The 19,795-nt window shown below is 65.7% G+C and carries 17 protein-coding genes; 9 read left to right on the top strand and 8 right to left on the bottom strand.

From position 1 onward, the window contains the following. Positions 1-66: 66 nt before the first annotated feature. Entirely contained in the window at positions 67-1,560 is a 1,494-nt protein-coding gene (gene pap / locus HU772_RS06705; protein WP_186655847.1) for a polyphosphate:AMP phosphotransferase, read from the bottom strand. Between the two features lie 173 nt (positions 1,561-1,733). On the opposite strand from pap, the gene mnmC reads away from it, so the two are divergent. From mnmC to HU772_RS06680, 5 genes are all read left to right on the top strand, one after another. Next, the gene (mnmC, locus tag HU772_RS06700) at positions 1,734-3,704 is read left to right on the top strand and encodes a bifunctional tRNA (5-methylaminomethyl-2-thiouridine)(34)-methyltransferase MnmC2/FAD-dependent 5-carboxymethylaminomethyl-2-thiouridine(34) oxidoreductase MnmC1 (RefSeq protein WP_186655826.1); all 1,971 of its coding nucleotides are present in this window, start codon (positions 1,734-1,736) and stop codon (positions 3,702-3,704) included. Positions 3,705-3,928: 224 nt separating this feature from the next. After that, positions 3,929-5,716, top strand: a complete 1,788-nt coding sequence (locus HU772_RS06695) for an N-acetylglutaminylglutamine amidotransferase (protein WP_186655824.1) — start codon at positions 3,929-3,931, stop codon at positions 5,714-5,716. 3 nt (positions 5,717-5,719) lie between these two features. Beyond that, positions 5,720-7,465 carry an N-acetylglutaminylglutamine synthetase gene (gene ngg / locus HU772_RS06690; protein WP_186655821.1) on the top strand — a complete coding sequence of 582 codons (1,746 nt, stop codon included), beginning with the start codon at positions 5,720-5,722 and terminating at the stop codon, positions 7,463-7,465. 109 nt (positions 7,466-7,574) lie between these two features. After that, positions 7,575-8,759 carry an osmoprotectant NAGGN system M42 family peptidase gene (locus HU772_RS06685; protein ID WP_186655818.1) on the top strand — a complete coding sequence of 395 codons (1,185 nt, stop codon included), beginning with the start codon at positions 7,575-7,577 and terminating at the stop codon, positions 8,757-8,759. 55 nt (positions 8,760-8,814) lie between these two features. Then, positions 8,815-9,042: a YheU family protein gene (locus HU772_RS06680; protein WP_186655816.1), complete on the top strand. Its 228-nt coding sequence runs from the start codon at positions 8,815-8,817 to the stop codon at positions 9,040-9,042. 7 nt (positions 9,043-9,049) lie between these two features. Here the strand turns inward: HU772_RS06680 and HU772_RS06675 are convergent, their stop codons facing one another. Further along, a complete protein-coding gene (locus tag HU772_RS06675; protein ID WP_186655814.1) occupies positions 9,050-9,238 on the bottom strand; it encodes a carbon storage regulator in 189 nt (62 codons plus the stop codon). Positions 9,239-9,360: 122 nt separating this feature from the next. Continuing rightward, entirely contained in the window at positions 9,361-10,179 is an 819-nt protein-coding gene (locus HU772_RS06670) for an SDR family oxidoreductase (RefSeq protein ID WP_186655797.1), read from the bottom strand. A 203-nt stretch (positions 10,180-10,382) separates the two neighbouring features. On the opposite strand from HU772_RS06670, the gene HU772_RS06665 reads away from it, so the two are divergent. Next, on the top strand, positions 10,383-10,535 hold the full coding sequence (locus HU772_RS06665) for a DUF3309 family protein (protein WP_186655795.1): 153 nt from the start codon (positions 10,383-10,385) through the stop codon (positions 10,533-10,535). 59 nt (positions 10,536-10,594) lie between these two features. Here the strand turns inward: HU772_RS06665 and HU772_RS06660 are convergent, their stop codons facing one another. The 3 genes from HU772_RS06660 to HU772_RS06650 all read right to left on the bottom strand — a co-directional run bounded on the left by HU772_RS06660 (position 10,595) and on the right by HU772_RS06650 (position 13,675). After that, positions 10,595-12,259, bottom strand: coding sequence for a cation acetate symporter (locus HU772_RS06660; protein ID WP_186655792.1), 1,665 nt, complete (start codon positions 12,257-12,259; stop codon positions 10,595-10,597). Further along, positions 12,256-12,567 (bottom strand): DUF485 domain-containing protein, encoded by a 312-nt coding sequence (locus HU772_RS06655; protein ID WP_186655790.1) that lies wholly within the window; start codon positions 12,565-12,567, stop codon positions 12,256-12,258. Before HU772_RS06655 ends, HU772_RS06660 begins: the two co-directional genes overlap by 4 nt. Before the next feature lie 247 nt (positions 12,568-12,814). Next, entirely contained in the window at positions 12,815-13,675 is an 861-nt protein-coding gene (locus tag HU772_RS06650; protein WP_186655787.1) for a glycine betaine ABC transporter substrate-binding protein, read from the bottom strand. 234 nt (positions 13,676-13,909) lie between these two features. Here HU772_RS06650 and HU772_RS06645 point away from each other — a divergent pair, with 234 nt between their 5' ends. Then, positions 13,910-15,445, top strand: coding sequence for a glycoside hydrolase family 17 protein (locus tag HU772_RS06645; RefSeq protein WP_186655784.1), 1,536 nt, complete (start codon positions 13,910-13,912; stop codon positions 15,443-15,445). Between the two features lie 319 nt (positions 15,446-15,764). Here HU772_RS06645 and HU772_RS06640 read toward each other — a convergent pair whose 3' ends face one another. Beyond that, positions 15,765-16,139, bottom strand: a complete 375-nt coding sequence (locus tag HU772_RS06640; protein ID WP_186655781.1) for a hypothetical protein — start codon at positions 16,137-16,139, stop codon at positions 15,765-15,767. A 217-nt stretch (positions 16,140-16,356) separates the two neighbouring features. Between HU772_RS06640 and HU772_RS06635 the strand changes: the two genes are divergently transcribed. Beyond that, complete coding sequence (locus tag HU772_RS06635; protein ID WP_186655778.1) at positions 16,357-17,655, top strand: serine/threonine protein kinase; 1,299 nt, start codon at positions 16,357-16,359, stop codon at positions 17,653-17,655. Continuing rightward, positions 17,648-18,463, top strand: coding sequence for an MlaA family lipoprotein (locus tag HU772_RS06630; RefSeq protein ID WP_186655775.1), 816 nt, complete (start codon positions 17,648-17,650; stop codon positions 18,461-18,463). The genes HU772_RS06635 and HU772_RS06630 overlap by 8 nt, the downstream gene beginning before the upstream one ends. Positions 18,464-18,633: 170 nt before the next feature. Here the strand turns inward: HU772_RS06630 and HU772_RS06625 are convergent, their stop codons facing one another. After that, positions 18,634-19,776 (bottom strand): patatin-like phospholipase family protein, encoded by a 1,143-nt coding sequence (locus HU772_RS06625; RefSeq protein ID WP_186655772.1) that lies wholly within the window; start codon positions 19,774-19,776, stop codon positions 18,634-18,636. Positions 19,777-19,795: the final 19 nt, after the last annotated feature.

Here is a 19,795-nt window from a genome sequence, read left to right as displayed (position 1 = left end):
TCTTCACGGATAAACCCGCTCCCACAGGGATCATCGTTCCCCATGTGAGAGCGGGTTTACCCGCGATTATTTTTTGTCCTTGGCGAACGCCGCCTCCAGCGCCTGGTTGATGGTGCGCAGCACCTTCACCCGCGCCCAGCGCTTGTCGTTGGCCTCCACCAGGGTCCACGGCGCGATCTCGGTACTGGTGCGGTCGACCATGTCGCCCACCGCCTCGGCGTAGACATCCCACTTGTCGCGGTTACGCCAGTCTTCCTCGGTGATCTTGTAGCGCTTGAACGGAATCTGCTCGCGCTCCTCAAAGCGCTCCAGCTGGGTCTGCGGGTCGATGGCCAGCCAGAACTTGACCACCACCACCCCAGCGTTGTTCAGCTGTTCCTCGAAGTCGTTGATCTCGCCGTAGGCGCGCATCCAGTCGGCCGGGCTGCAAAAGCCCTCGACCCGCTCCACCAGCACGCGCCCATACCAGGAACGGTCGAAGATAGTGAACTTGCCGCGCGCCGGGATGTGCCGCCAGAACCGCCACAGGTAGGGCTGGGCACGCTCTTCCTCGGTCGGCGCGGCAATCGGCACGATGCGGTACTGGCGCGGGTCCAGCGCCGCCGCCACACGGCGAATCGCCCCGCCCTTGCCCGCCGCGTCATTGCCCTCGAACACCGCCACCAGCGCATGGCGACGCATGCGTTTGTCGCGCAGCAGGCCGGCCAGGCGTGCCTGTTCGGTGACCAGTTGCTCGGCGTAGTCCTTCTTGTCCAGGCTCAGGCTCATGTCCAGGGCGCCGAGCAGGCTCTTCTGGTCGATGCTGCGCCCCAGCGGCGCGACATTGCCCTGGTGCTTGCCCTTGGGGTTGTTGGCCAGGGCCGCCTGCAGGCTCTCCAGCAGGATGCGCCCCACTGCCAGGCTGCGGTAATGCGGGTCGACGCCCTCGACCACATGCCAGGGCGCGTAGTCGCGGCTGGTGCGGCGCAGCACCCGCTCGCCGAAGCGCACGAAACGGTCGTAGGTTTGCGACTGCTGCCAATCCAGCGGGCTGATGCGCCAGTTGTGCAGCGGGTCGTCGCGCAGCGCCTTGAGCCGCGCCTTCATCTGTTTCTTGGACAGGTGGAACCAGAACTTGATGATCAGCGCGCCTTCGTCGCAGAGCATCTGCTCCAGACGCTCGGCGCCGGCGATGGCCTGGTCGAGCACGGCGTCCTTGAACAGGCCGTGCACCCGGCCTTCGAGCATCTGGCTGTACCAGTTGCCGAAGAACACGCCCATCCGCCCCTTTGGCGGCAGCGCCCGCCAGTAGCGCCAGGCCGGTGGCCGGGCCAGTTCCTCGTCGGTCTGCTGGTCGAAGGTGCGCACCTCGATCAGGCGCGGGTCCATCCATTCGTTGAGCAGCTTGACCGTCTCGCCCTTGCCAGCGCCCTCGATGCCGTTGATCAGTACGATCACCGGGAAGCGCGCCTGCTGCTTGAGTTCGTACTGGGTTTCGAGCAGCGCCTCGCGCAAGGCGGGGACTTCCGCTTCGTAGGTGTCCTTGTCGATGCTGTGACCGATTTCGGCGGATTCGAACATGGAGGGCTCCTTCAATGGATTTGCCGCAAGCCTCAAGCCTCAAGCCTCAAGCCTCAAGCTGCAAGCTGCAAGGAATAGCAGGTCGTGCCACTATTCGCTTTTTTCTTGCAGCTTGAAGCTTGAAGCTTGAAGCTTGAAGCTTGCAGCTTGCAACCTGCGGCTTGAATATGACCATGTCCGACACCACCCTCCCCCTGCACGCCCAGATCGACTGGGACGACCAGGGCCGCCCCCATTCCCGGCAGTACGACGATGTCTACTTCGCCATCAACGAAGGCATCGACGAGACGCTGCATGTGTTCATCGAGCAGAACCACCTGCGCCAGCGCTTCGCCGACCTGGCGCCGCATGCTTGCCTGGTGATCGGCGAAACCGGTTTCGGCACCGGCATGAACTTCTTCTGCGCCTGGCAGCTGTTCGCCGAACTGGCCCACCCTGAGGCACGCCTGCATTTCGTCAGCGTCGAGAAATACCCCCTCAGCCGGGACGACCTGCAACGTGCCATGCAGCTGTGGCCAGAACTGGCGGCCTTCACCCGGCCCCTGCTCGATCAGTACCTGGCGATCCATCCGGGTTTTCAGCAACTGAGCCTCGATGGCGGCCGCGTCACCCTCACGCTGATGATCGGCGATGCGCTGGAGCAACTGCCGCAACTGGACGCGCGCATCGACGCCTGGTTCCTCGACGGCTTCGCCCCGGCGAAGAACCCCGACATGTGGACACCGGAACTGTTCGCCCAGCTGGCGCGCCTGTCGCACCCCGGCACCACCCTAGGCACCTTCACCACCACCGGCTGGGTGCGCCGCTCGCTGATCGAGGCCGGCTTCACCATGAAGAAGGTGCCCGGTATCGGCAAGAAATGGGAAGTGATGCACGGCGTCTACAGCGGCGCGCCAGCCGCTCCCGCTGCGCCCTGGTACGCCCGCCCGGCGCCCTTGCCGGGGCCACGTGAGGCGCTGGTGATCGGTGCCGGCCTGGCGGGCAGCGCCACGGCGCGCAGCCTGGCGGCCCGGGGTTGGCAGGTCAGCGTGCTGGAGCGCCACGACGGGCCGGCCCAGGAGGCCTCGGGCAACCCCCAGGGCGTGCTGTATCTGAAGCTGTCCGCCCATGGCACCGCCCTGTCGCAGATGATCCTCGCCGGCTTCGGCTACACCCGTCGCTGGCTCGAACACCTGCAACGCGGCCAGGACTGGGACGCCTGCGGCGTACTGCAACTGGCCTTCGACGACAAGGAAGGCGAGCGCCAGGCCAAGCTGGCGGCCGCCTTCGACCACAGCCTGCTGCACCAGCTCGACCGCGAACAGGCCGAGGCCGTGGCAGGCGTAGCGCTGGCCAGCGGCGGCCTGTTCTACCCCGAGGGTGGCTGGGTGCACCCACCGGCGCTGTGCCAGGCCCAGCTCAACCATCCGCGCATCCGCCTGCTCGGCCATGCCAACGTCATCGCGCTGCGCAAGGCCGACGGCCTGTGGCAGGCCTGGGACGGCGAACGCCTGCTGGCCAGCGCGCCGCTGGTGGTGCTGGCCGGGGCCGCCGATGTGCGTCACTTCCCCGCCTGCGCCGGGCTGCCGCTCAAGCGTATTCGCGGACAGATCACCCGCTTGCCGGCCACCGTGACCAGCCGGGAACTGCGCACGGTGGTCTGTGCCGACGGCTACGTGGCGCCGCCTCGCGGCGATGAACATACCCTGGGCGCCAGCTTCGACTTCCACAACGAGGACCTGGCGCCGAGCGTGGCCGAGCACCAGGGCAACCTGGCGCTGCTGGATGATATTTCCACGGACCTGGCCACCCGCCTGCGCACCGCCGAGCTGGATCCGGCGCAATTGCAGGGCCGGGCGGCGTTCCGTTGCACCAGCCCGGACTACCTGCCGATCGTCGGGCCGGTGGCCGATGTCGAGGCGTTCAACCAGGCCTACGCCATGCTAGCCAAGAATGCGCGACAAGTGCCGGATGCGGCCTGCCCGTGGCTGGAGGGGTTGTATGTGAACAGCGGGCATGGTTCGCGCGGTTTGATTACTGCACCGCTGTCCGGGGAGTTGATTGCGGCGTGGGTCAGTGGTGAGCCGTTGCCAATGGCCAGAGCCGTGGCCGAGGCCTGCCACCCGAACAGGTTCGCATTGCGCCGGTTGATTCGCGGTAAATAGCCGGATCGCCGGGGTCGCTTTGCGGCCCTTTCGCGGCACAAGGCCGCTCCAGAGAGATGCGCGTTCCCCTGAGCGGCCTTGTGCCGCGAAAGGACCGCACAGCGGTCCCAGTCCCCGACAACACATATAACAGATTGATCTAAAACTCTCACAACCTGCTCCGGTCCCTACCTAAGTGCCCCCATTTTGGGCACCTTCCCCAACGGCAAAACCGGTAAGGACTTATGTGCGGATTAGCAGGAGAGTTACGTTTCACCCCCATCGACCAAGCCCCTCGCCCGGCGGACCTCGCCGCGGTGGAGCGCATCACCCACCACCTGGCGCCCCGCGGCCCCGACGCCTGGGGCTTCCATAGCCAGGGCCCGATCGCCCTCGGCCACCGCCGGCTGAAGATCATGGACCTGTCCGACGGCTCGGCCCAGCCCATGGTCGACAGCACCCTGGGCCTGTCGCTGGCCTTCAATGGCGCCATCTACAACTTCCCCGAACTGCGCGAAGAACTGCAGACCCTGGGCTACAGCTTCTGGTCCGACGGCGACACCGAGGTGCTGCTCAAGGGCTACCACGCCTGGGGCGCGGCGCTGCTGCCCAAACTCAACGGCATGTTCGCCCTGGCGATCTGGGAGCGCGATGCCCAGCGCCTGTTCCTGGCCCGCGACCGCCTCGGCGTGAAGCCCTTGTATCTGTCGCGCAACGGCGAGCGCCTGCGCTTCGCCTCGACCCTGCCAGCCTTGCTCAAGGGCGGCGACATCGACCCGATGATCGACCCGGTGGCGCTCAACCACTACCTCAACTTCCATGCCGTGGTGCCGGCGCCACGCACCCTGCTGGCCAACGTGCAGAAGCTCGAGCCCGGCACCTGGATGCGCATCGACCGCCATGGCGAGGTCGAGCGCCAGACCTGGTGGCAACTGCACTACGGCCCGAACCCGGACGAGCGCGAACTCGACCTGGAAGGCTGGACCAGCCGCGTGCTCGACGCCACCCGCGACGCCGTGGCGATTCGCCAGCGCGCAGCGGTGGATGTTGGCGTGCTGCTCTCCGGCGGCGTCGACTCCAGCCTGCTGGTCGGCCTGCTGCGCGAGGCCGGCGTGGACGACCTGTCGACCTTCTCCATCGGCTTCGAGGACGCCGGCGGCGAGCGCGGCGACGAGTTCCAGTACTCCGACCTGATCGCCAGCCATTACCACACCCGCCACCACAAGCTGCGCATCGCCGAGCACGAGATCATCGAGCAACTGCCAGCTGCCTTCCGCGCCATGAGCGAGCCGATGGTCAGCCATGACTGCATCGCCTTCTACCTGCTCTCGCGGGAGGTGGCCAAGCATTGCAAAGGTGTGCAGAGCGGCCAGGGTGCTGATGAGCTGTTCGCTGGCTACCACTGGTACCCGCAGGTGAACGGCGCCGAGGATGCCTTCGCTGCCTATCGCGAGGCGTTCTTCGACCGCAGCCACGCCGAATACCGCGATACCGTGCAGGCGCCGTGGCGCCTGGACAACGACGCGGCCGGCGACTTCGTCCGCGAGCATTTCGCCAACCCCGGCGCGCCGGACGCGGTGGACAAGGCCCTGCGCCTGGACAGCACGGTGATGCTGGTGGACGACCCGGTCAAACGGGTGGACAACATGACCATGGCCTGGGGCCTGGAGGCGCGCACGCCGTTCCTGGACTATCGCCTGGTCGAGCTGTCGGCGCGCATCCCAGCGCGCTTCAAGCTGCCCGACGGCGGCAAACAGGTGCTCAAGCAGGCGGCGCGACGGGTCATTCCCCATGCGGTGATCGACCGCAAGAAAGGCTACTTCCCGGTGCCTGGCCTCAAGCACCTGCAAGGCGCCACCCTGGACTGGGTGCGCGAGCTGCTGACCGACCCGAGCCAGGACCGTGGCCTGTTCAACCCAGCGATGCTCGACCGCCTGCTGAGCAACCCCCATGGCCAGCTCACCCCGCTGCGCGGCTCCAAGCTGTGGCAGCTGGCTGCCCTGAACCTGTGGCTCAGCGAACAAGGAATCTGACCGATGAAAGCCCACGAGATCGCCTACGGTCAGCGCCTGCTGCGCGGCCAGGCGCCGTCCTACGAGCGCCTGCAGGCGCGCCTGGCCGGCGACGGCAGCGAACCCCACGACCGGCCTCGGGCGCTGCATTGCGGCTGGGGCCGGCTACTGATCGGGCATACCTACGCCGACCCGCTGACCCTGGCCGAAGACCTGCTCGCGGAGCGCGGTGGCGAACGCGACATCGCCCTGTACGTCGCCGCCCCGCAGCAGGTGCTGGCCCAGGCACCGCAACAGCTGTTCCTCGACCCGTCGGACACCCTGCGCCTGTGGTTCACCGACTACCGCCCAGCGCAGCGGGTATTCCGTGGTTTTCGCATCCGCCGGGCACAGAGCGCGGCGGACTGGCAGGCCATCAATACCTTGTACCAGGCCCGCGGCATGCTGCCGATCGATGTCGAGCGCCTCACCCCACGCCGCCTGGGAGGCCCGGTGTACTGGCTGGCCGAGGACGAAGACAGCAACACGGTCATCGGCAGCGTCATGGGCCTGGACCACAGCAAGGCCTTCGACGACCCTGAACACGGCAGCAGCCTGTGGTGCCTGGCGGTGGACCCGCACTGCACCCGCCCAGGCGTCGGCGAGGTGCTGGTGCGCCACCTGATCGAGCATTTCATGAGCCGTGGCCTGAGCTGCTTGGACCTGTCTGTGCTGCACGACAACCACCAGGCCAAGCGCCTGTACCAGAAGCTGGGCTTTCGCAACCTGCCGACCTTCGCGATCAAGCGTAAGAACGGCATCAACCAGCAACTGTTCCTCGGCCCCGGCCCCGAGGCGACCCTCAACCCCTACGCCCGGATCATCGTCGACGAGGCATTGCGCCGTGGCATCGAAGTACAGGTCGACGATGCCGCCGGCGGCCTGTTCACCCTCAGCCTCGGCGGGCGGCGCATCCGCTGCCGCGAGTCGCTGAGCGACCTGACCAGCGCCGTGACCATGACCCTCTGCCAGGACAAACGCCTGACCCGCCACACCCTGCACAACGCCGGGTTGCAGGTGCCGGCGCAGCAGTTGGCGGGCGACGTCGACGACAACCAAGCGTTCCTCGACGAGCATGGCGCCCTGGTGGTCAAGCCGGTGGATGGTGAACAGGGCCAGGGGGTGGCGGTCAACCTGACCACCCTCGACGAGGTCAGCCATGCCGTGGAGCAGGCCCGACGCGTCGACAGCCGCGTGCTGCTGGAGAGCTACCATGCCGGCAGCGACCTGCGCATCGTGGTGATCGGCTACGAAGTGGTGGCAGCGGCGATCCGCCATCCGGCGCAAGTCATTGGCGATGGCAAGCACAGCATCCGCAGGTTGATCGAGGCGCAGAGCCGTCGTCGCCAGGCCGCCACCGGCGGCGAAAGTCGCATCCCGCTGGACGACGAGACCGAACGCACGCTCAAGGCGGCCGGCCTGGGCTACGACGACATCCTCCTGGCCGGGCAACGACTGGCGGTGCGCCGTACCGCCAACCTGCACACCGGCGGCACCCTGGAAGACGTCACCGAGCGCCTGCACCCGGTGCTCGCCGATGCCGCCGTGCGCGCCGCCCGTGCCCTGGAAATCCCGGTGGTGGGCCTGGACTTCATGGTCCGCGATGCCGAGCACCCGGACTACGTGATCATCGAGGCCAACGAGCGGGCCGGACTGGCCAACCATGAACCGCAACCCACCGCCGAGCGGTTTGTCGACTTGCTGTTTCCGCATAGCCGGGCTTTGGCGTAACACAGTACCGGCCCCTTCGCGGGACAAGCCCACTCCTACAAGAAATCGCATCCCCTGTAGGAGCGGGCTTGTCCCGCGAAGGGGCCGGCAGAGGAAAAAGAGGACCCCCATGACAGCACGACACCCCGAACCCGACCTCGACTATCTCAAACAGGTCCTGCTGGAAATGCTCGCCATCCCCAGCCCCACCGGTTTCACCGACACCATCGTGCGCTATGTGGCCGAGCGCCTGGACGAACTGGGCATTCCCTTCGAACTGACCCGGCGCGGCACCATCCGCGCCACCCTCAAGGGCCGGCAGAACTCACCCGACCGCGCCGTGTCGGCGCACCTGGACACCATCGGTGCCAGCGTGCGGCAACTGCAGGACAACGGCCGCCTGGCGCTGGCGGCAGTGGGCTGCTGGTCGAGCCGCTTCGCCGAGGGCAGCCGGGTCAGCGTGTTCACCGACACCGGCGTGTACCGTGGCAGCGTGCTGCCGCTGATGGCCAGCGGGCACGCGTTCAACACCGCCATCGACCAGATGCCGGTCAGCTGGGAGCACGTGGAGGTACGCCTGGATGCCTACTGCGCCACTCGCGCCGACTGTGAGGCCTTGGGCATCGCCATCGGTGACTTCGTCGCCTTCGACCCGCTGCCCGAGTTCACCGAAAGCGGCCATATCAGTGCTCGCCACCTGGACGACAAGGCTGGCGTAGCGGCGCTGCTGGCGGCGCTCAAGGCCGTGGTGGACAGCGGCCAGCAGCCGCTGATCGACTGTCACCCGCTGTTCACCATCACCGAGGAAACCGGCTCGGGCGCCGCGGCCGCCCTGCCCTGGGATGTCAGCGAGTTCGTCGGCATCGATATCGCCCCGGTGGCGCCGGGGCAAGCGTCCAGCGAGCACGCGGTGAGCGTGGCCATGCAAGACTCCTCCGGGCCCTACGACTACCACCTGTCGCGGCACCTGCTGAAGCTGGCCGGCGACCACGATCTACCGGTACGTCGCGACCTGTTCCGTTACTACTTTAGCGACGCCCACTCGGCAGTGACCGCCGGGCACGACATCCGCACCGCGCTGGTGGCCTTCGGCTGCGACGCCACCCATGGTTACGAACGCACCCATATCGACAGCCTCGCTGCGCTCAGCCGCCTGCTCTCGGCCTACCTGCTGAGCCCGCCGGTGTTCTCCAGCGACTCGCAACCGGCCAATGCCTCGCTCGAACGCTTCAGCCACCAGCTGGAGCACGACGCGCAGATGGAGAGCGACACCCGGGTGCCGGCGGTGGACAGCCTGATAGGAAACAAGAGCTGAAGGCCGAGGAATCGCGTAGCATGCAGGCACTCATGAACACACCGATGCCCTGCCCATGCTGATCCCCCACGACCAACTCGAAGCCGACACCCTGACCCGCCTGATCGAGGACTTCGTCACCCGTGACGGCACCGACAACGGCGACGACACACCGCTGGAAACCCGTGTACTGCGGGTACGCCAGGCGCTGGCCAAGGGGCAGGCGTTCATCCTGTTCGACATGGACAGCCAGCAGTGCCAGCTGCTGGCCAAACACGACGTGCCGCGGGAACTGCTCGACTGACCAGGACTCAGGCCTGTGCCTTGTCCTGCGCCTGCTCCTTGATGCGCTTGTACACCTCGACCCGGTGCACTTCCACCTCGCGCGGGGCCATGATGCCGAAGCGCACCTGGCCGCTGCGCTCGATGCCCATCACCTGGATCCTGATGTTGTCGGCAATGACGATTACCTCGCCTACTTCACGTCCGATTACCAGCATGTTCCAGTCCTCCTGCTCAAGGGAAAACCGGAGACTGCACCGGGATCTTTCACCTACTCAATCGTTCGCGCGACAAATAGACCAGTCCTACCGAGCCAGGTAAAAAGCCCTACAGACAGCGCCTAGCAGCTATTGCTTCGGCGTTGTTTGGCACGCATCTTCACCGCCATGTCCGCCATCTCGTCGTACAGTCGCTGCGGCGCTTGGCACTTGAGCTGCCAGGCCTGGCGTCCGGCTTCGTGGGGCAGGATGAGGAACTCCCCCGCCGCGACCTTGGCATGGATATGCTCGGCGATATCGGCGGCACTGATCGGCGAGCCTTCCAGCAACTTGCCAACCTGGGCCTTCATCGCCGGGTTCGGGCCGCGGAAAGATTCGAGCAGGTTGGTCTGGAAGAACGACGGGCAGACCACATGCACCGCCACCTCGACCTGGCGCAACTCCACCAGCAGGCTCTCGGACAGCGCCAGCACGCCGGCCTTGGCGACGTTGTAGTTGCTCATCCCCGGGCCCTGCATCAAGGCCGCCATCGACGCGATGTTGATGATCCGCCCGCGGCTGCGCTCGAGCTGCGGCAAAAACGCCTTGCAGCCTTTGACCACGCCCATCAGGTTGACCGCGATCTGCCAGTCCCAATCCTCCAGCGACAGCTCGGCGAAAAAACCGCCCGAGGCGACCCCGGCGTTGTTGACGATCACGTCGATGCCGCCGAACTTCTCTTCGCAGGCCTGGGCCAGGGCGGTGAGCTGGCTGTAGTCGCGCACGTCGCAGCGCTGGGTGAAGCCATCGCCACCGGCCTGGCGCACCAGCGCCAGGGTTTCCCGCAAACCGCTCTCGTTGACGTCCGCCAAGGCCAGTCGCCAACCATCGCGCGCCCAGCGCAGGGCGATCTCGCGGCCCAGGCCGGAACCGGCTCCGGTGATCATCATTCGGTTGTGCATGGTCAAGCGCCTTGAGCAGTGGGAGTGGCCTGGAGTCTAGCCACAACGGGCCTGGCGGCGGTGCGGCATCAGGGTGCTGAATAAGGCGGTATCCAGCGTGCAGACGCCGTCAACGGATTGAATCTTTGCCCGACGGCATGGGTCGGTATCTGTAAGCGCCGGCATCACGCGCCCCAGCCCTTTCCTCACGCAAGGACTCCGCCATGACCACGATCCTCATCATCATCCTGATCCTGCTGCTGATCGGTGGCTTACCGGTCTTCCCCCACTCCCGCGCCTGGGGCTACGGCCCGTCCGGTATCGTCGGCGTGGTGCTGGTGATCCTGCTGGTCCTGGTGTTGCTGGGGCATATATGACGCCCTGAAACGACAACGCCCCGGCCAAGGCCGGGGCGTTGCGCGTGCAGCTCAATGACTCAGTGCGACACGGCGCCACTGGCCCCCAGGCCAGTCTGCGAACGGACGAACTGCGGGAAGAACAGCGCGCGTTCGTCTGCGGCGGCCTTGGACTTGTCGGTGACCGAGAAGAACCAGATGCCGACGAAGGCGATGATCATCGAGAACAGCGCCGGATACTCGTACGGGTAGATGGCTTTCTCGTGGCCGAGGATCTGCACCCAGATGGTCGGGCCGAGGACCATCAGGCCGACCGCGCTGACCAGGCCCAGCCAGCCGCCGATCATGGCGCCGCGGGTAGTCAGTTTCTTCCAGTACATCGAGAGCAGCAGCACCGGGAAGTTGCAGCTGGCGGCGATGGAGAACGCCAGGCCGACCATGAAGGCGATGTTCTGGTTCTCGAACAGAATACCCAGGCCAATCGCCAGCACGCCCAGGGCGACGGTGGTGATCTTCGACACGCGGATCTCGTCCTTGTCATTGGCCTTGCCTTTGCGCCAGACGCTGGCGTACAGGTCGTGGGACACCGCCGAGGCACCAGCCAGGGTCAGGCCGGCGACCACCGCCAGGATGGTGGCGAAGGCCACCGCCGAGATGAAGCCGAGGAACACGCTGCCACCCACGGCATCGGCCAGGTGCACCGCAGCCATGTTGTTGCCGCCAATCAGCGCGCCGGCGGCGTCCTTGAAGTCAGGGTTGGTGCTGACCAGCAGGATCGCGCCAAAGCCGATGATGAAAGTCAGGATGTAGAAGTAGCCGATGAAACCGGTGGCGTAGAGCACCGACTTGCGGGCTTCCTTGGCGTCGCTGACGGTGAAGAAGCGCATCAGGATGTGCGGCAGGCCGGCGGTGCCGAACATCAGCGCCAGGCCCAGCGAGAACGCCGAGATCGGATCCTTGACCAGGCCGCCCGGGCTCATGATCGCCTCGCCCTTGGCGTGCACTTTGATCGCCTCGGAGAACAGGGTGTTGAAGTCGAAGCCGACGTGCTTCATTACCATCAGCGCCATGAAGCTGGCACCGGACAGCAGCAGCACCGCCTTGATGATCTGCACCCAGGTGGTGGCGAGCATGCCGCCGAACAGCACGTACAGGCACATCAGGATGCCGACCAGGATCACCGCAACATGGTAGTCGAGGCCGAACAGCAGCTGGATCAGCTTGCCGGCGCCGACCATCTGCGCGATCAGGTAGAAGGCCACCACCACCAGCGAGCCGGAGGCCGACAGGGTGCGGATTTCTTTTTGCCCGAGGCGGTACGAGGCAACGTCGGCAAAGGTGTACTTGCCCAGGTTGCGCAGGCGCTCGGCAATCAGGAACAGGATGATCGGCCAGCCGACCAGGAAGCCGATGGAGTAGATCAGGCCGTCGTAGCCGGAGGTGAACACCAGCGCGGAAATCCCCAGGAACGAGGCCGCCGACATGTAGTCGCCGGCAATCGCCAGGCCGTTCTGGAAGCCGGTGATCTTGCCGCCGGCGGCGTAGTAGTCGGCCGCCGACTTGTTGCGTTTGGAGGCCCAGTAGGTAATCCCCAGGGTGAAAGCGACGAAGGCCACGAACATGGCGATCGCCGAAACGTTCAGCGGCTGCTTGTGCACCTCGCCGGTCAGGGCATCGGCGGCCCACACGGCGGGTGCGAAAGCGCCGCAGGCCAGGACGGCCAGGGCTTTGGCGTGACGGATCATTGCTTGGCCTCCTCGAGAATGGCCTTGTTCAGCTCATCGAACTCGCCATTGGCACGGCGTACGTAGATGGCCGTGAGCACGAATGCCGAGACGATCAGGCCGACGCCCAGGGGAATGCCCCAGGTGATCGACGAGTCGGGGCTGAGCTTGGCGCCCAGGACCTGCGGGCCATAGGCGATGAGGAGGATGAAGGCGCAGTACAGGCCGAGCATGATCGCCGAGAGAATCCAGGCGAAGCGCTCGCGCTTGGTGACCAGCTCCTTGAAGCGCGGGCTGTTCTGTATCGAGAGGTAAATGCTGTCGTTCATTGTTTTTGTCCTAGCAGCACAGATTAGGGAGAACCCGACTCCACTTTATGCTGCCGCTGGACGCCAACCAGACGACCTTAGTCTTAGATGCAACGGTGTTTTACAGATTTGGTAACAACCAGAGGCCGGTGTGCATCCATTCGCGGGTAAACCCGCTCCCACAGGGTCACCACAATGCTCAAATTTGTGGTGACCCTGTGGGAGCGGGTTTACCCGCGAAATGGTCGCATTGGCCTCTATGACGAGGTTACTTGCCGGTCCACTCCTTGACCCGCTCCGGATGCTTGGCCACCCAGTCCTTGGCCGCCGCATCAGGCTTGGCGCCTTCCTGGATCGCCAGCATCACCTCGCCGATCTCGTCCTTGGACTGCCACTGGAACTTCTTCAGGAACTCGGCCACTTCCGGCGCCTTGCTCGCCAGCTCCTTGCTGCCGATGCTGTTGACCGTCTCGGCCGCGCCATACACGCCCTTGGGGTCCTCGAGGAACTTCAGCTTCCACTTGGCGAACATCCAGTGCGGCACCCAGCCGGTCACCGCGATGGACTGCTGCTTGGCGTAGGAACGCCCCAGTTCGGCGGTCATCGCCGCGCCGGAACTGGCGGTGAGCTTGTAGCCGGTCAGGTCGTAGTCCTTGATCGCTTGCTCGGTCTTGAGCATGACCCCGGAGCCGGCGTCGATGCCGACGATCTTCTGCTTGAAGCTCTGGTCGGTCTTGAGGTCCTCGATGCTGTTGGCCTTGACGTACTCGGGGACGATCAGGCCGATCTTGGCGTCCTTGAAGTTGGGGCCGTAGTCGACCACGTTGTCCTTGTTCTTGGCCCAGTATTCACCGTGGGTCACCGGCAGCCAGGCCGAAAGCATGGCGTCCAGCTTGCCGGTGGCCACGCCCTGCCACATGATGCCGGTGGCCACGGCCTGCAGCTTCACGTCATAGCCGAGTTTCTGCCTGATCACTTCAGCGGCCACGTTGGTGGTCGCCACGCTGTCGGACCAACCATCCACATAACCGATGCTGACTTCCTTGGCCATTGCCTGCGCGGTGCTCATGGCCAATACCAGCGCCGTGCCCACGCCCAGGAAACGTCGCATTCTTGTAATAGTCGTCATCAAGGCTTCCCCTCGTCAGGTCTTGGAGACTGCATCATCGACCTGCCCCCGCAGGCGACCTGCTCTGTCAGCGACCTCCAGCGAACGATCAGCGACAGCACTGTGCCATTAACGCCATCGCTCGCCATGGCTCTGCGCGATCCTTGCATGCCAAAGGCTTGGCGCCGGGCTACTATCACAGGCCCTTGGCGCTGCCGTGCAGCCCCGCCTGCGAATTCGACGATGGACCACCCGATGTTCCGCACCCCCTACCTGCTCGCCTGCCTGCTCGCTTTCCTCGGCCTGGGCGCCCTCTGGTACGGCCTGGGCAAGCCGGTACGGCTGCCCGATGCCGCCAGCCCGATGCACAAGTTGCAATGCGCCTCCTACACCCCGTTCGACAAGGACCAGTCGCCGTTCGACCAGCCCTTCCGGCTGCGCCCGGCGCGCATGGATGCCGACCTGGCCCTGCTCGCCGAACGCTTCCAGTGCATCCGCACCTACTCGCAGACCGGCCTCGAGGCGATTCCGGCGCTGGCCCGCAAGCATGGCCTGAAGGTGATGCTCGGCGCCTGGGTCAATGCCAACCCCGTGGACACCGACAAGGAGATCGACCTGCTGATCGCCGCCGCCAATGCCAACCCAGACGTGGTCAGCGCGGTGATCGTCGGCAACGAGGCACTGCTGCGCAAGGAAGTAACCGGCGAACGCCTGGCCGGGCTGATCGCCCGGGTGAAAAGCCAGGTGAAAGTGCCGGTGACCTATGCCGATGTCTGGGAGTTCTGGCTGCAACATCCGCAGATCGCACCGGCGGTGGATTTCATCACCCTGCACCTGTTGCCGTATTGGGAAGACGACCCGCGTGGCATCGATGCCGCGCTGGCCCATGTGGCCGAGGTGCGCCAGGTATTCGGCCAGCGCTTCGCGCCCAAGGACGTGCTGATCGGCGAAACCGGCTGGCCCAGCGAAGGCCGCCAGCGCGAGACCGCGGTGCCGAGCCGGGTCAACGAGGCACGCTTCATCCGTGGCTTCGTTGCCCTGGCCGAGGCCAATGGCTGGCGCTACAACCTGATCGAGGCCTTCGACCAACCATGGAAGCGCGCCAGCGAGGGTGCGGTGGGTGGCTACTGGGGGCTGTACGATGCCGACCGCCAGGACAAAGGTGTGCTCGAAGGGCCGGTGAGCAACCTGGCGCTGTGGCCGCAGTGGTTGCTGGCCAGCGTGCTGCTGATGCTGGCGACCCTGGCACTTGCCGGGCGCCCGGCAAGCCGCCGCGCCGCCCTGCTGCTGCCGTTGCTGGCGGCCCTGGGTGCCGGCAGCCTGGGGTTGTGGGGGGAACTGATGCGCACCAATGCCCGCTTTGCCGGGGAATGGTTGTGGGCCGTGGCCCTGGCAGGGCTTAACCTGCTGGTGCTGGCCCAGGGCGCGCTGGCCCTGGCCCGTCGCGAGGGCTGGCGCCAGCGCTTGTTCACCTGGCTCGAGCGCCATGGCGGCACGTGGTTGCTGGCCGCAGGATTCGCCGCGGCAGTGAGCATGCTGGCGATGGTGTTCGACCCGCGCTATCGCAGCTTCCCCAGCGCGGCGCTGCTGCTGCCGGCAGCGGTGTACCTGCTGCGGCCGTTGGCTGCGCGGCGGGCGGAAGTCGCGCTGCTGGCGTTCATCATCGGCGTGGGCATTGCGCCGCAGCTGTACCATGAGGGGTTGAGCAATCAGCAGGCCTGGGGGTGGGCAGTGGTCAGCGTGTTGATGACCGGGGCATTGTGGCGCAGCCTGCGCTTGCGCAAGGTATGACGTCGATAGCAATCCCGGTCTTGCTCAACTGCTAAAGCTAGCGCGGTCGCTGTGGGAGCGGCTTCAGCCGCGAACACCGGCACAGCCGGTGCCAGGCACCGCGTCGCTTGCTTCGCGGCGGTGCAGTGCCCCGATAAACCCGCTCCCACAGGCGTAGCGCATGGCTTGAGGTCGGCGCGATCACTGGAGCGGCCTTGTGTCGCGAAAGGGCTGCACAGCAGCCCCGACAACCACTGCGGCACCACCGTAATCGCGGGGCCGTTTTGCGGCCATTTCGCGACACAAGGCCGCTCCTACAGGTGCTGCGTAATGTGCAGGCCTAGGGTCGATCCGGCAAAACACGCCGAACCAAGCGCAACCCCGCCAGCACCACCGTGAACACCGCGATGCTTGCGGTATAGAGCACCAACGCCGGAACCCCGAATACCAAGGCCAGCACCGCCAGCCACCACCCCAGCCTTGCCGGAGTCAGCTGGGCGATCAACGCCAGCCCCAATCCAGCCCAGGCAATCACCTGGAAATGAATCGCCAACCCCAGCAACGATCGCACCTGGCACTGCCAGACGTCCCCCGGCACCGCGCACAGCCCCACCCAGCGAGCATCCTCCATCAACCCGTAACGCACGCCGTAGCTGGCAGCCAGCCACAGCGCCACCCCCAGCAACAAGGCATAGACCGGCCAGCAACGAGACATCCGGCACTCCATAAAGCGGTAATCGAAACGCCGCATGATCGCCCAAGGGCCGCAGTAAGGCAAAATCATGGCCCTGCAGCTATGTTGCACAAGACAAATGTTGCCCGGCGCGGCAACATCTGTTGCGACAAACGCCAGGGTGACGGGCAACTTTGCCCGACCTGCCGTGGTCCTAGCCTGCGTACCGCACCACCTTGCGTTTTCCTTGGGGGACTACATGCTTCGATCTTTGCGCCTCGCCGCCCTGCTCGGCGGCCTGCTCCTGGCTGCGGCCGCATCGGCGCGGGATATCGACGCCGCGAGCTACGGCTATCCGCTGAAAAACCCGTTCGAGGCGACCATCGCCACCACCCCGCCGGACCAGCGCCCGACGCTGCCCAGCGACGATGACATCGACCAGGCCGACTACAGCCTCACCCTGCGCCCAGAGCGCGAGTTCACCCTGCCGGACAATTTCTGGTCGGTGAAGAAGCTGCGCTACCGCCTGGCCAGGCAGGATCACGAAGCACCACTGATCTTCCTGATCGCCGGGACCGGCGCGCCCTACTCCAGCAGCATCAACGAATACCTGAAGAAGCTGTTCTACCAGGCCGGCTACCATGTGGTGCAGCTGTCCTCGCCCACCAGCTGGGACTTCATGAGCGCCGCTTCGCGCTACGCCACCCCGGGGGTGACGAGCGAGGACGCCAAGGACCTGTACCTGGTCATGCAGGCGATCCGCGCCCAGCAGGCCCACTTGCCGGTCAGCGAGTACTACCTCACCGGCTACAGCCTGGGGGCGCTGGACGCGGCCTTCGTCAGCAAGCTCGATGAAACCCGCCAGAGCTTCAACTTCAAGCGTGTGCTGCTGCTCAACCCACCGGTCAACCTGTACACCTCGATCACCAACCTGGACAAGCTGGTGCAGACCCGGGTCAAGGGCATCGACAAGAGCACCACGTTCTACGAACTGATGCTGGAAAAGCTGACCCGTTACTTCCAGGACAAGGGCTACATCGACCTCAACGAAGCGTTGCTGTACGACTTCCAGAAGTCGCGCCAGCACCTGTCCAACGAGCAGATGGCCATGCTCATCGGCACCTCGTTCCGTTTTTCGGCGGCCGACATCGCCTTCACCTCCGACCTGATCAACCGCCGCGGCCTGATCATCCCGCCGAAATACCCGATCACCGAAGGCAGCAGCCTCACGCCGTTCTTCAAGCGTGCCCTGCAATGCGACTTCGACTGCTACCTGACCGAGCAGGTGATCCCCATGTGGCGGGCGCGCACCGATGGCAACAGCCTGCTGCAACTGGTCGACCAGGTCAGCCTGTACGCCCTGGAAGACTACCTGCGCGACAACCCCAAGATCGCCGTGATGCACAACGCCGACGACGTGATCCTCGGCCCTGGCGACATCGGCTTCCTGCGCCGGGTGTTCGGCGATCGTCTCACGCTCTACCCCCATGGCGGCCATTGCGGCAACCTCAACTACCGCGTCAACAGCGACGCCATGCTGGAGTTCTTCCGTGGTTAACAGACTGCTGCTCGTCACCGCCCTGATCGCCAGCGGCCAGGCCCTGGCCGACGAAGTCGCGCCACGTGCCAGCGTGATCGAGGCCGACCAGGCCGAAACGCTCACCGTGGAGCCCGACGGCTTTGTCGATCCACTGCGCGAACTCAAGTTCAACCCCGGCCTGGACCAGCGTGAGTTCGAACGCTCGACCCTGGCCGCGCTGAATGTCTACGACCCCCTGGAGTCGATGAACCGGCGCATCTATCACTTCAACTACCGCTTCGACCAGTGGGTGTTCCTGCCGGTGGTGGACGGCTACCGCTACATCACCCCCAGCTTCGTGCGCACCGGGGTGAGCAACTTTTTCAACAACCTTGGCGATGTGCCCAACCTGTTCAACAGCGTGCTGCAACTCAAGGGCAAGCGCTCGGCCGAGATCACTGCGCGGCTGATGTTCAACACCCTCATCGGCGTGGGCGGCCTGTGGGACCCGGCGACCAGCATGGGCCTGCCGCGCCAGAGCGAGGACTTCGGCCAGACCCTGGGCTTCTACGGCGTGCCGGAAGGGCCATACATCATGCTGCCGATCCTCGGCCCGTCGAACCTGCGCGACACCACCGGGCTGGTGGTGGACTACGCCGGCGAACAGGCGGTCAACTTCCTCGATGTGGCGGATACCGCCAAGGATCATCCAGAGATCACACTGCTGCGGGCCATCGACAAGCGTTACACCACCAACTTCAACTACGGCCAGACCAACTCGCCGTTCGAGTACGAGAAGCTGCGCTACGTGTATACCCAGGCGCGCAAGTTGCAGATCGCTGAATAAGGGCAACCCCGATCCCCTGTAGGAGCGGCCTTGCGCCGCGAAAGGGCTGCAGAGCAGCCCCAGAATGTGTGCCCACCTCAAGATTGCCGGGGCCGCTTTGCGGCCCTTTCCGACCGGTCCGACGCCTCGGCAAGGCCGCTCCTACAGAGGCACGTGTCAAGCCTCGCACATCAGATCCCCAGGAACTGACGCAACTCCCGCTGCTTGGCCAAGGCATCCTTGCGCCCCAGCTCGATCAGCTCGCTGCAATAGCTGGCCTCGAACAACAGGTAGCTGAGCACCCCCGCCCCGCTAGTCTTGGTCGCTCCCGGCCCGCGCAGGAACAGCCTGAGCGCCGCCGGTAGTTCACGCCGGTGACGGGCGGCGATCTCGTCCAGCGGCTGGCTGGGCGCCACCACCAGCACCTCGATCGGCGCCAGGCCCAGGCGCCGTGCGTTCAGGTGCGCCGGCAGCAGGTGGCTGAGGTGATTGAGCCGCTGCAACAGCTCGATATCGTCCTCGAGGCTGTCGATGAAGGTGCTGTTGAGCATGTGCCCGCCGATCTGCGCCAGGCTCGGCTGCTGGCCGCTGAACACGCGCTGGGTCGGTAGCGGCGGCGCTGGTCGCTGCGGGTTGCCGCTGACCCCGACCACCAGCACGCGGCTGGCGCCCAGGTGCAACGCTGGGCTGATCGGCGCCGACTGGCGTACCGCGCCGTCGCCGAAGAACTCCTCGCCCAGGCGCACCGGAGCGAACAGCAGCGGAATCGCCGAGCTGGCCAGCAGGTGGTCGATGGTCAGGGGCGTGGGCATGCCGATGCGGCGATGGCGCAGCCAGGGTTCGATGGTGTCGCGGCCCTGGTAGAAGGTCACCGCCTGGCCAGACTCGTAGCCGAAGGCGGTGACGGCGATGGCGCGCAACTGGTTGGCGGCCAGGGAATGAGCGATGCCATCCAGGTCCAGGTGTTCGTGCAGCAGGCGACGCAACGGGCGGCTGTCGAGCAGCGCCACCGGCACCTGGCCGCCGATACCCAGCAAGCTGTGGCCGACGAAGCGACTGGCCTGGCGGATCACCCCGGGCCAATCGCTGCGCAGCACCAGGTGGCTGCGAAAGTTCTGCCAGAAGGCGGTGAGGTGTTGCACCGACTCGGCGAAGCGGGTGGCGCCGCTGGCCAGCTTGACCGCGTTGATCGCCCCGGCGGAGGTGCCGACGATCACCGGGAAAGGATTGGCCGCGCCGGGTGGCAGCAGCTCGGCGATGCCGGCCAGTACGCCAACCTGGTAGGCGGCGCGGGCACCGCCGCCGGAGAGGATCAGGCCGGTGGTCGGGGTCATTGTTCCTCCCTGGATCATT

It is taken from the genome of Pseudomonas xantholysinigenes (assembly GCF_014268885.2).
Taxonomy (GTDB): domain Bacteria; phylum Pseudomonadota; class Gammaproteobacteria; order Pseudomonadales; family Pseudomonadaceae; genus Aquipseudomonas; species Aquipseudomonas xantholysinigenes.
The sequence above is the reverse complement of the archived record's forward strand: the minus strand, read 5'-3'. Positions and strand labels throughout refer to the sequence as shown.

Excerpts from the sequence above, each read along its gene's own strand:
- pap (WP_186655847.1), bottom strand. The coding sequence starts at position 1,560 with ATGTTCGAATCCGCCGAAATCGGTCACAGCATCGACAAGGACACCTAC.
- mnmC (WP_186655826.1), top strand. The coding sequence starts at position 1,734 with ATGTCCGACACCACCCTCCCCCTGCACGCCCAGATCGACTGGGACGAC.
- HU772_RS06695 (WP_186655824.1), top strand. The coding sequence starts at position 3,929 with ATGTGCGGATTAGCAGGAGAGTTACGTTTCACCCCCATCGACCAAGCC.
- ngg (WP_186655821.1), top strand. The coding sequence starts at position 5,720 with ATGAAAGCCCACGAGATCGCCTACGGTCAGCGCCTGCTGCGCGGCCAG.
- HU772_RS06685 (WP_186655818.1), top strand. The coding sequence starts at position 7,575 with ATGACAGCACGACACCCCGAACCCGACCTCGACTATCTCAAACAGGTC.
- HU772_RS06680 (WP_186655816.1), top strand. The coding sequence starts at position 8,815 with ATGCTGATCCCCCACGACCAACTCGAAGCCGACACCCTGACCCGCCTG.
- HU772_RS06675 (WP_186655814.1), bottom strand. The coding sequence starts at position 9,238 with ATGCTGGTAATCGGACGTGAAGTAGGCGAGGTAATCGTCATTGCCGAC.
- HU772_RS06670 (WP_186655797.1), bottom strand. The coding sequence starts at position 10,179 with ATGCACAACCGAATGATGATCACCGGAGCCGGTTCCGGCCTGGGCCGC.
- HU772_RS06665 (WP_186655795.1), top strand. The coding sequence starts at position 10,383 with ATGACCACGATCCTCATCATCATCCTGATCCTGCTGCTGATCGGTGGC.
- HU772_RS06660 (WP_186655792.1), bottom strand. The coding sequence starts at position 12,259 with ATGATCCGTCACGCCAAAGCCCTGGCCGTCCTGGCCTGCGGCGCTTTC.
- HU772_RS06655 (WP_186655790.1), bottom strand. The coding sequence starts at position 12,567 with ATGAACGACAGCATTTACCTCTCGATACAGAACAGCCCGCGCTTCAAG.
- HU772_RS06650 (WP_186655787.1), bottom strand. The coding sequence starts at position 13,675 with ATGACGACTATTACAAGAATGCGACGTTTCCTGGGCGTGGGCACGGCG.
- HU772_RS06645 (WP_186655784.1), top strand. The coding sequence starts at position 13,910 with ATGTTCCGCACCCCCTACCTGCTCGCCTGCCTGCTCGCTTTCCTCGGC.
- HU772_RS06640 (WP_186655781.1), bottom strand. The coding sequence starts at position 16,139 with ATGTCTCGTTGCTGGCCGGTCTATGCCTTGTTGCTGGGGGTGGCGCTG.
- HU772_RS06635 (WP_186655778.1), top strand. The coding sequence starts at position 16,357 with ATGCTTCGATCTTTGCGCCTCGCCGCCCTGCTCGGCGGCCTGCTCCTG.
- HU772_RS06625 (WP_186655772.1), bottom strand. The coding sequence starts at position 19,776 with ATGACCCCGACCACCGGCCTGATCCTCTCCGGCGGCGGTGCCCGCGCC.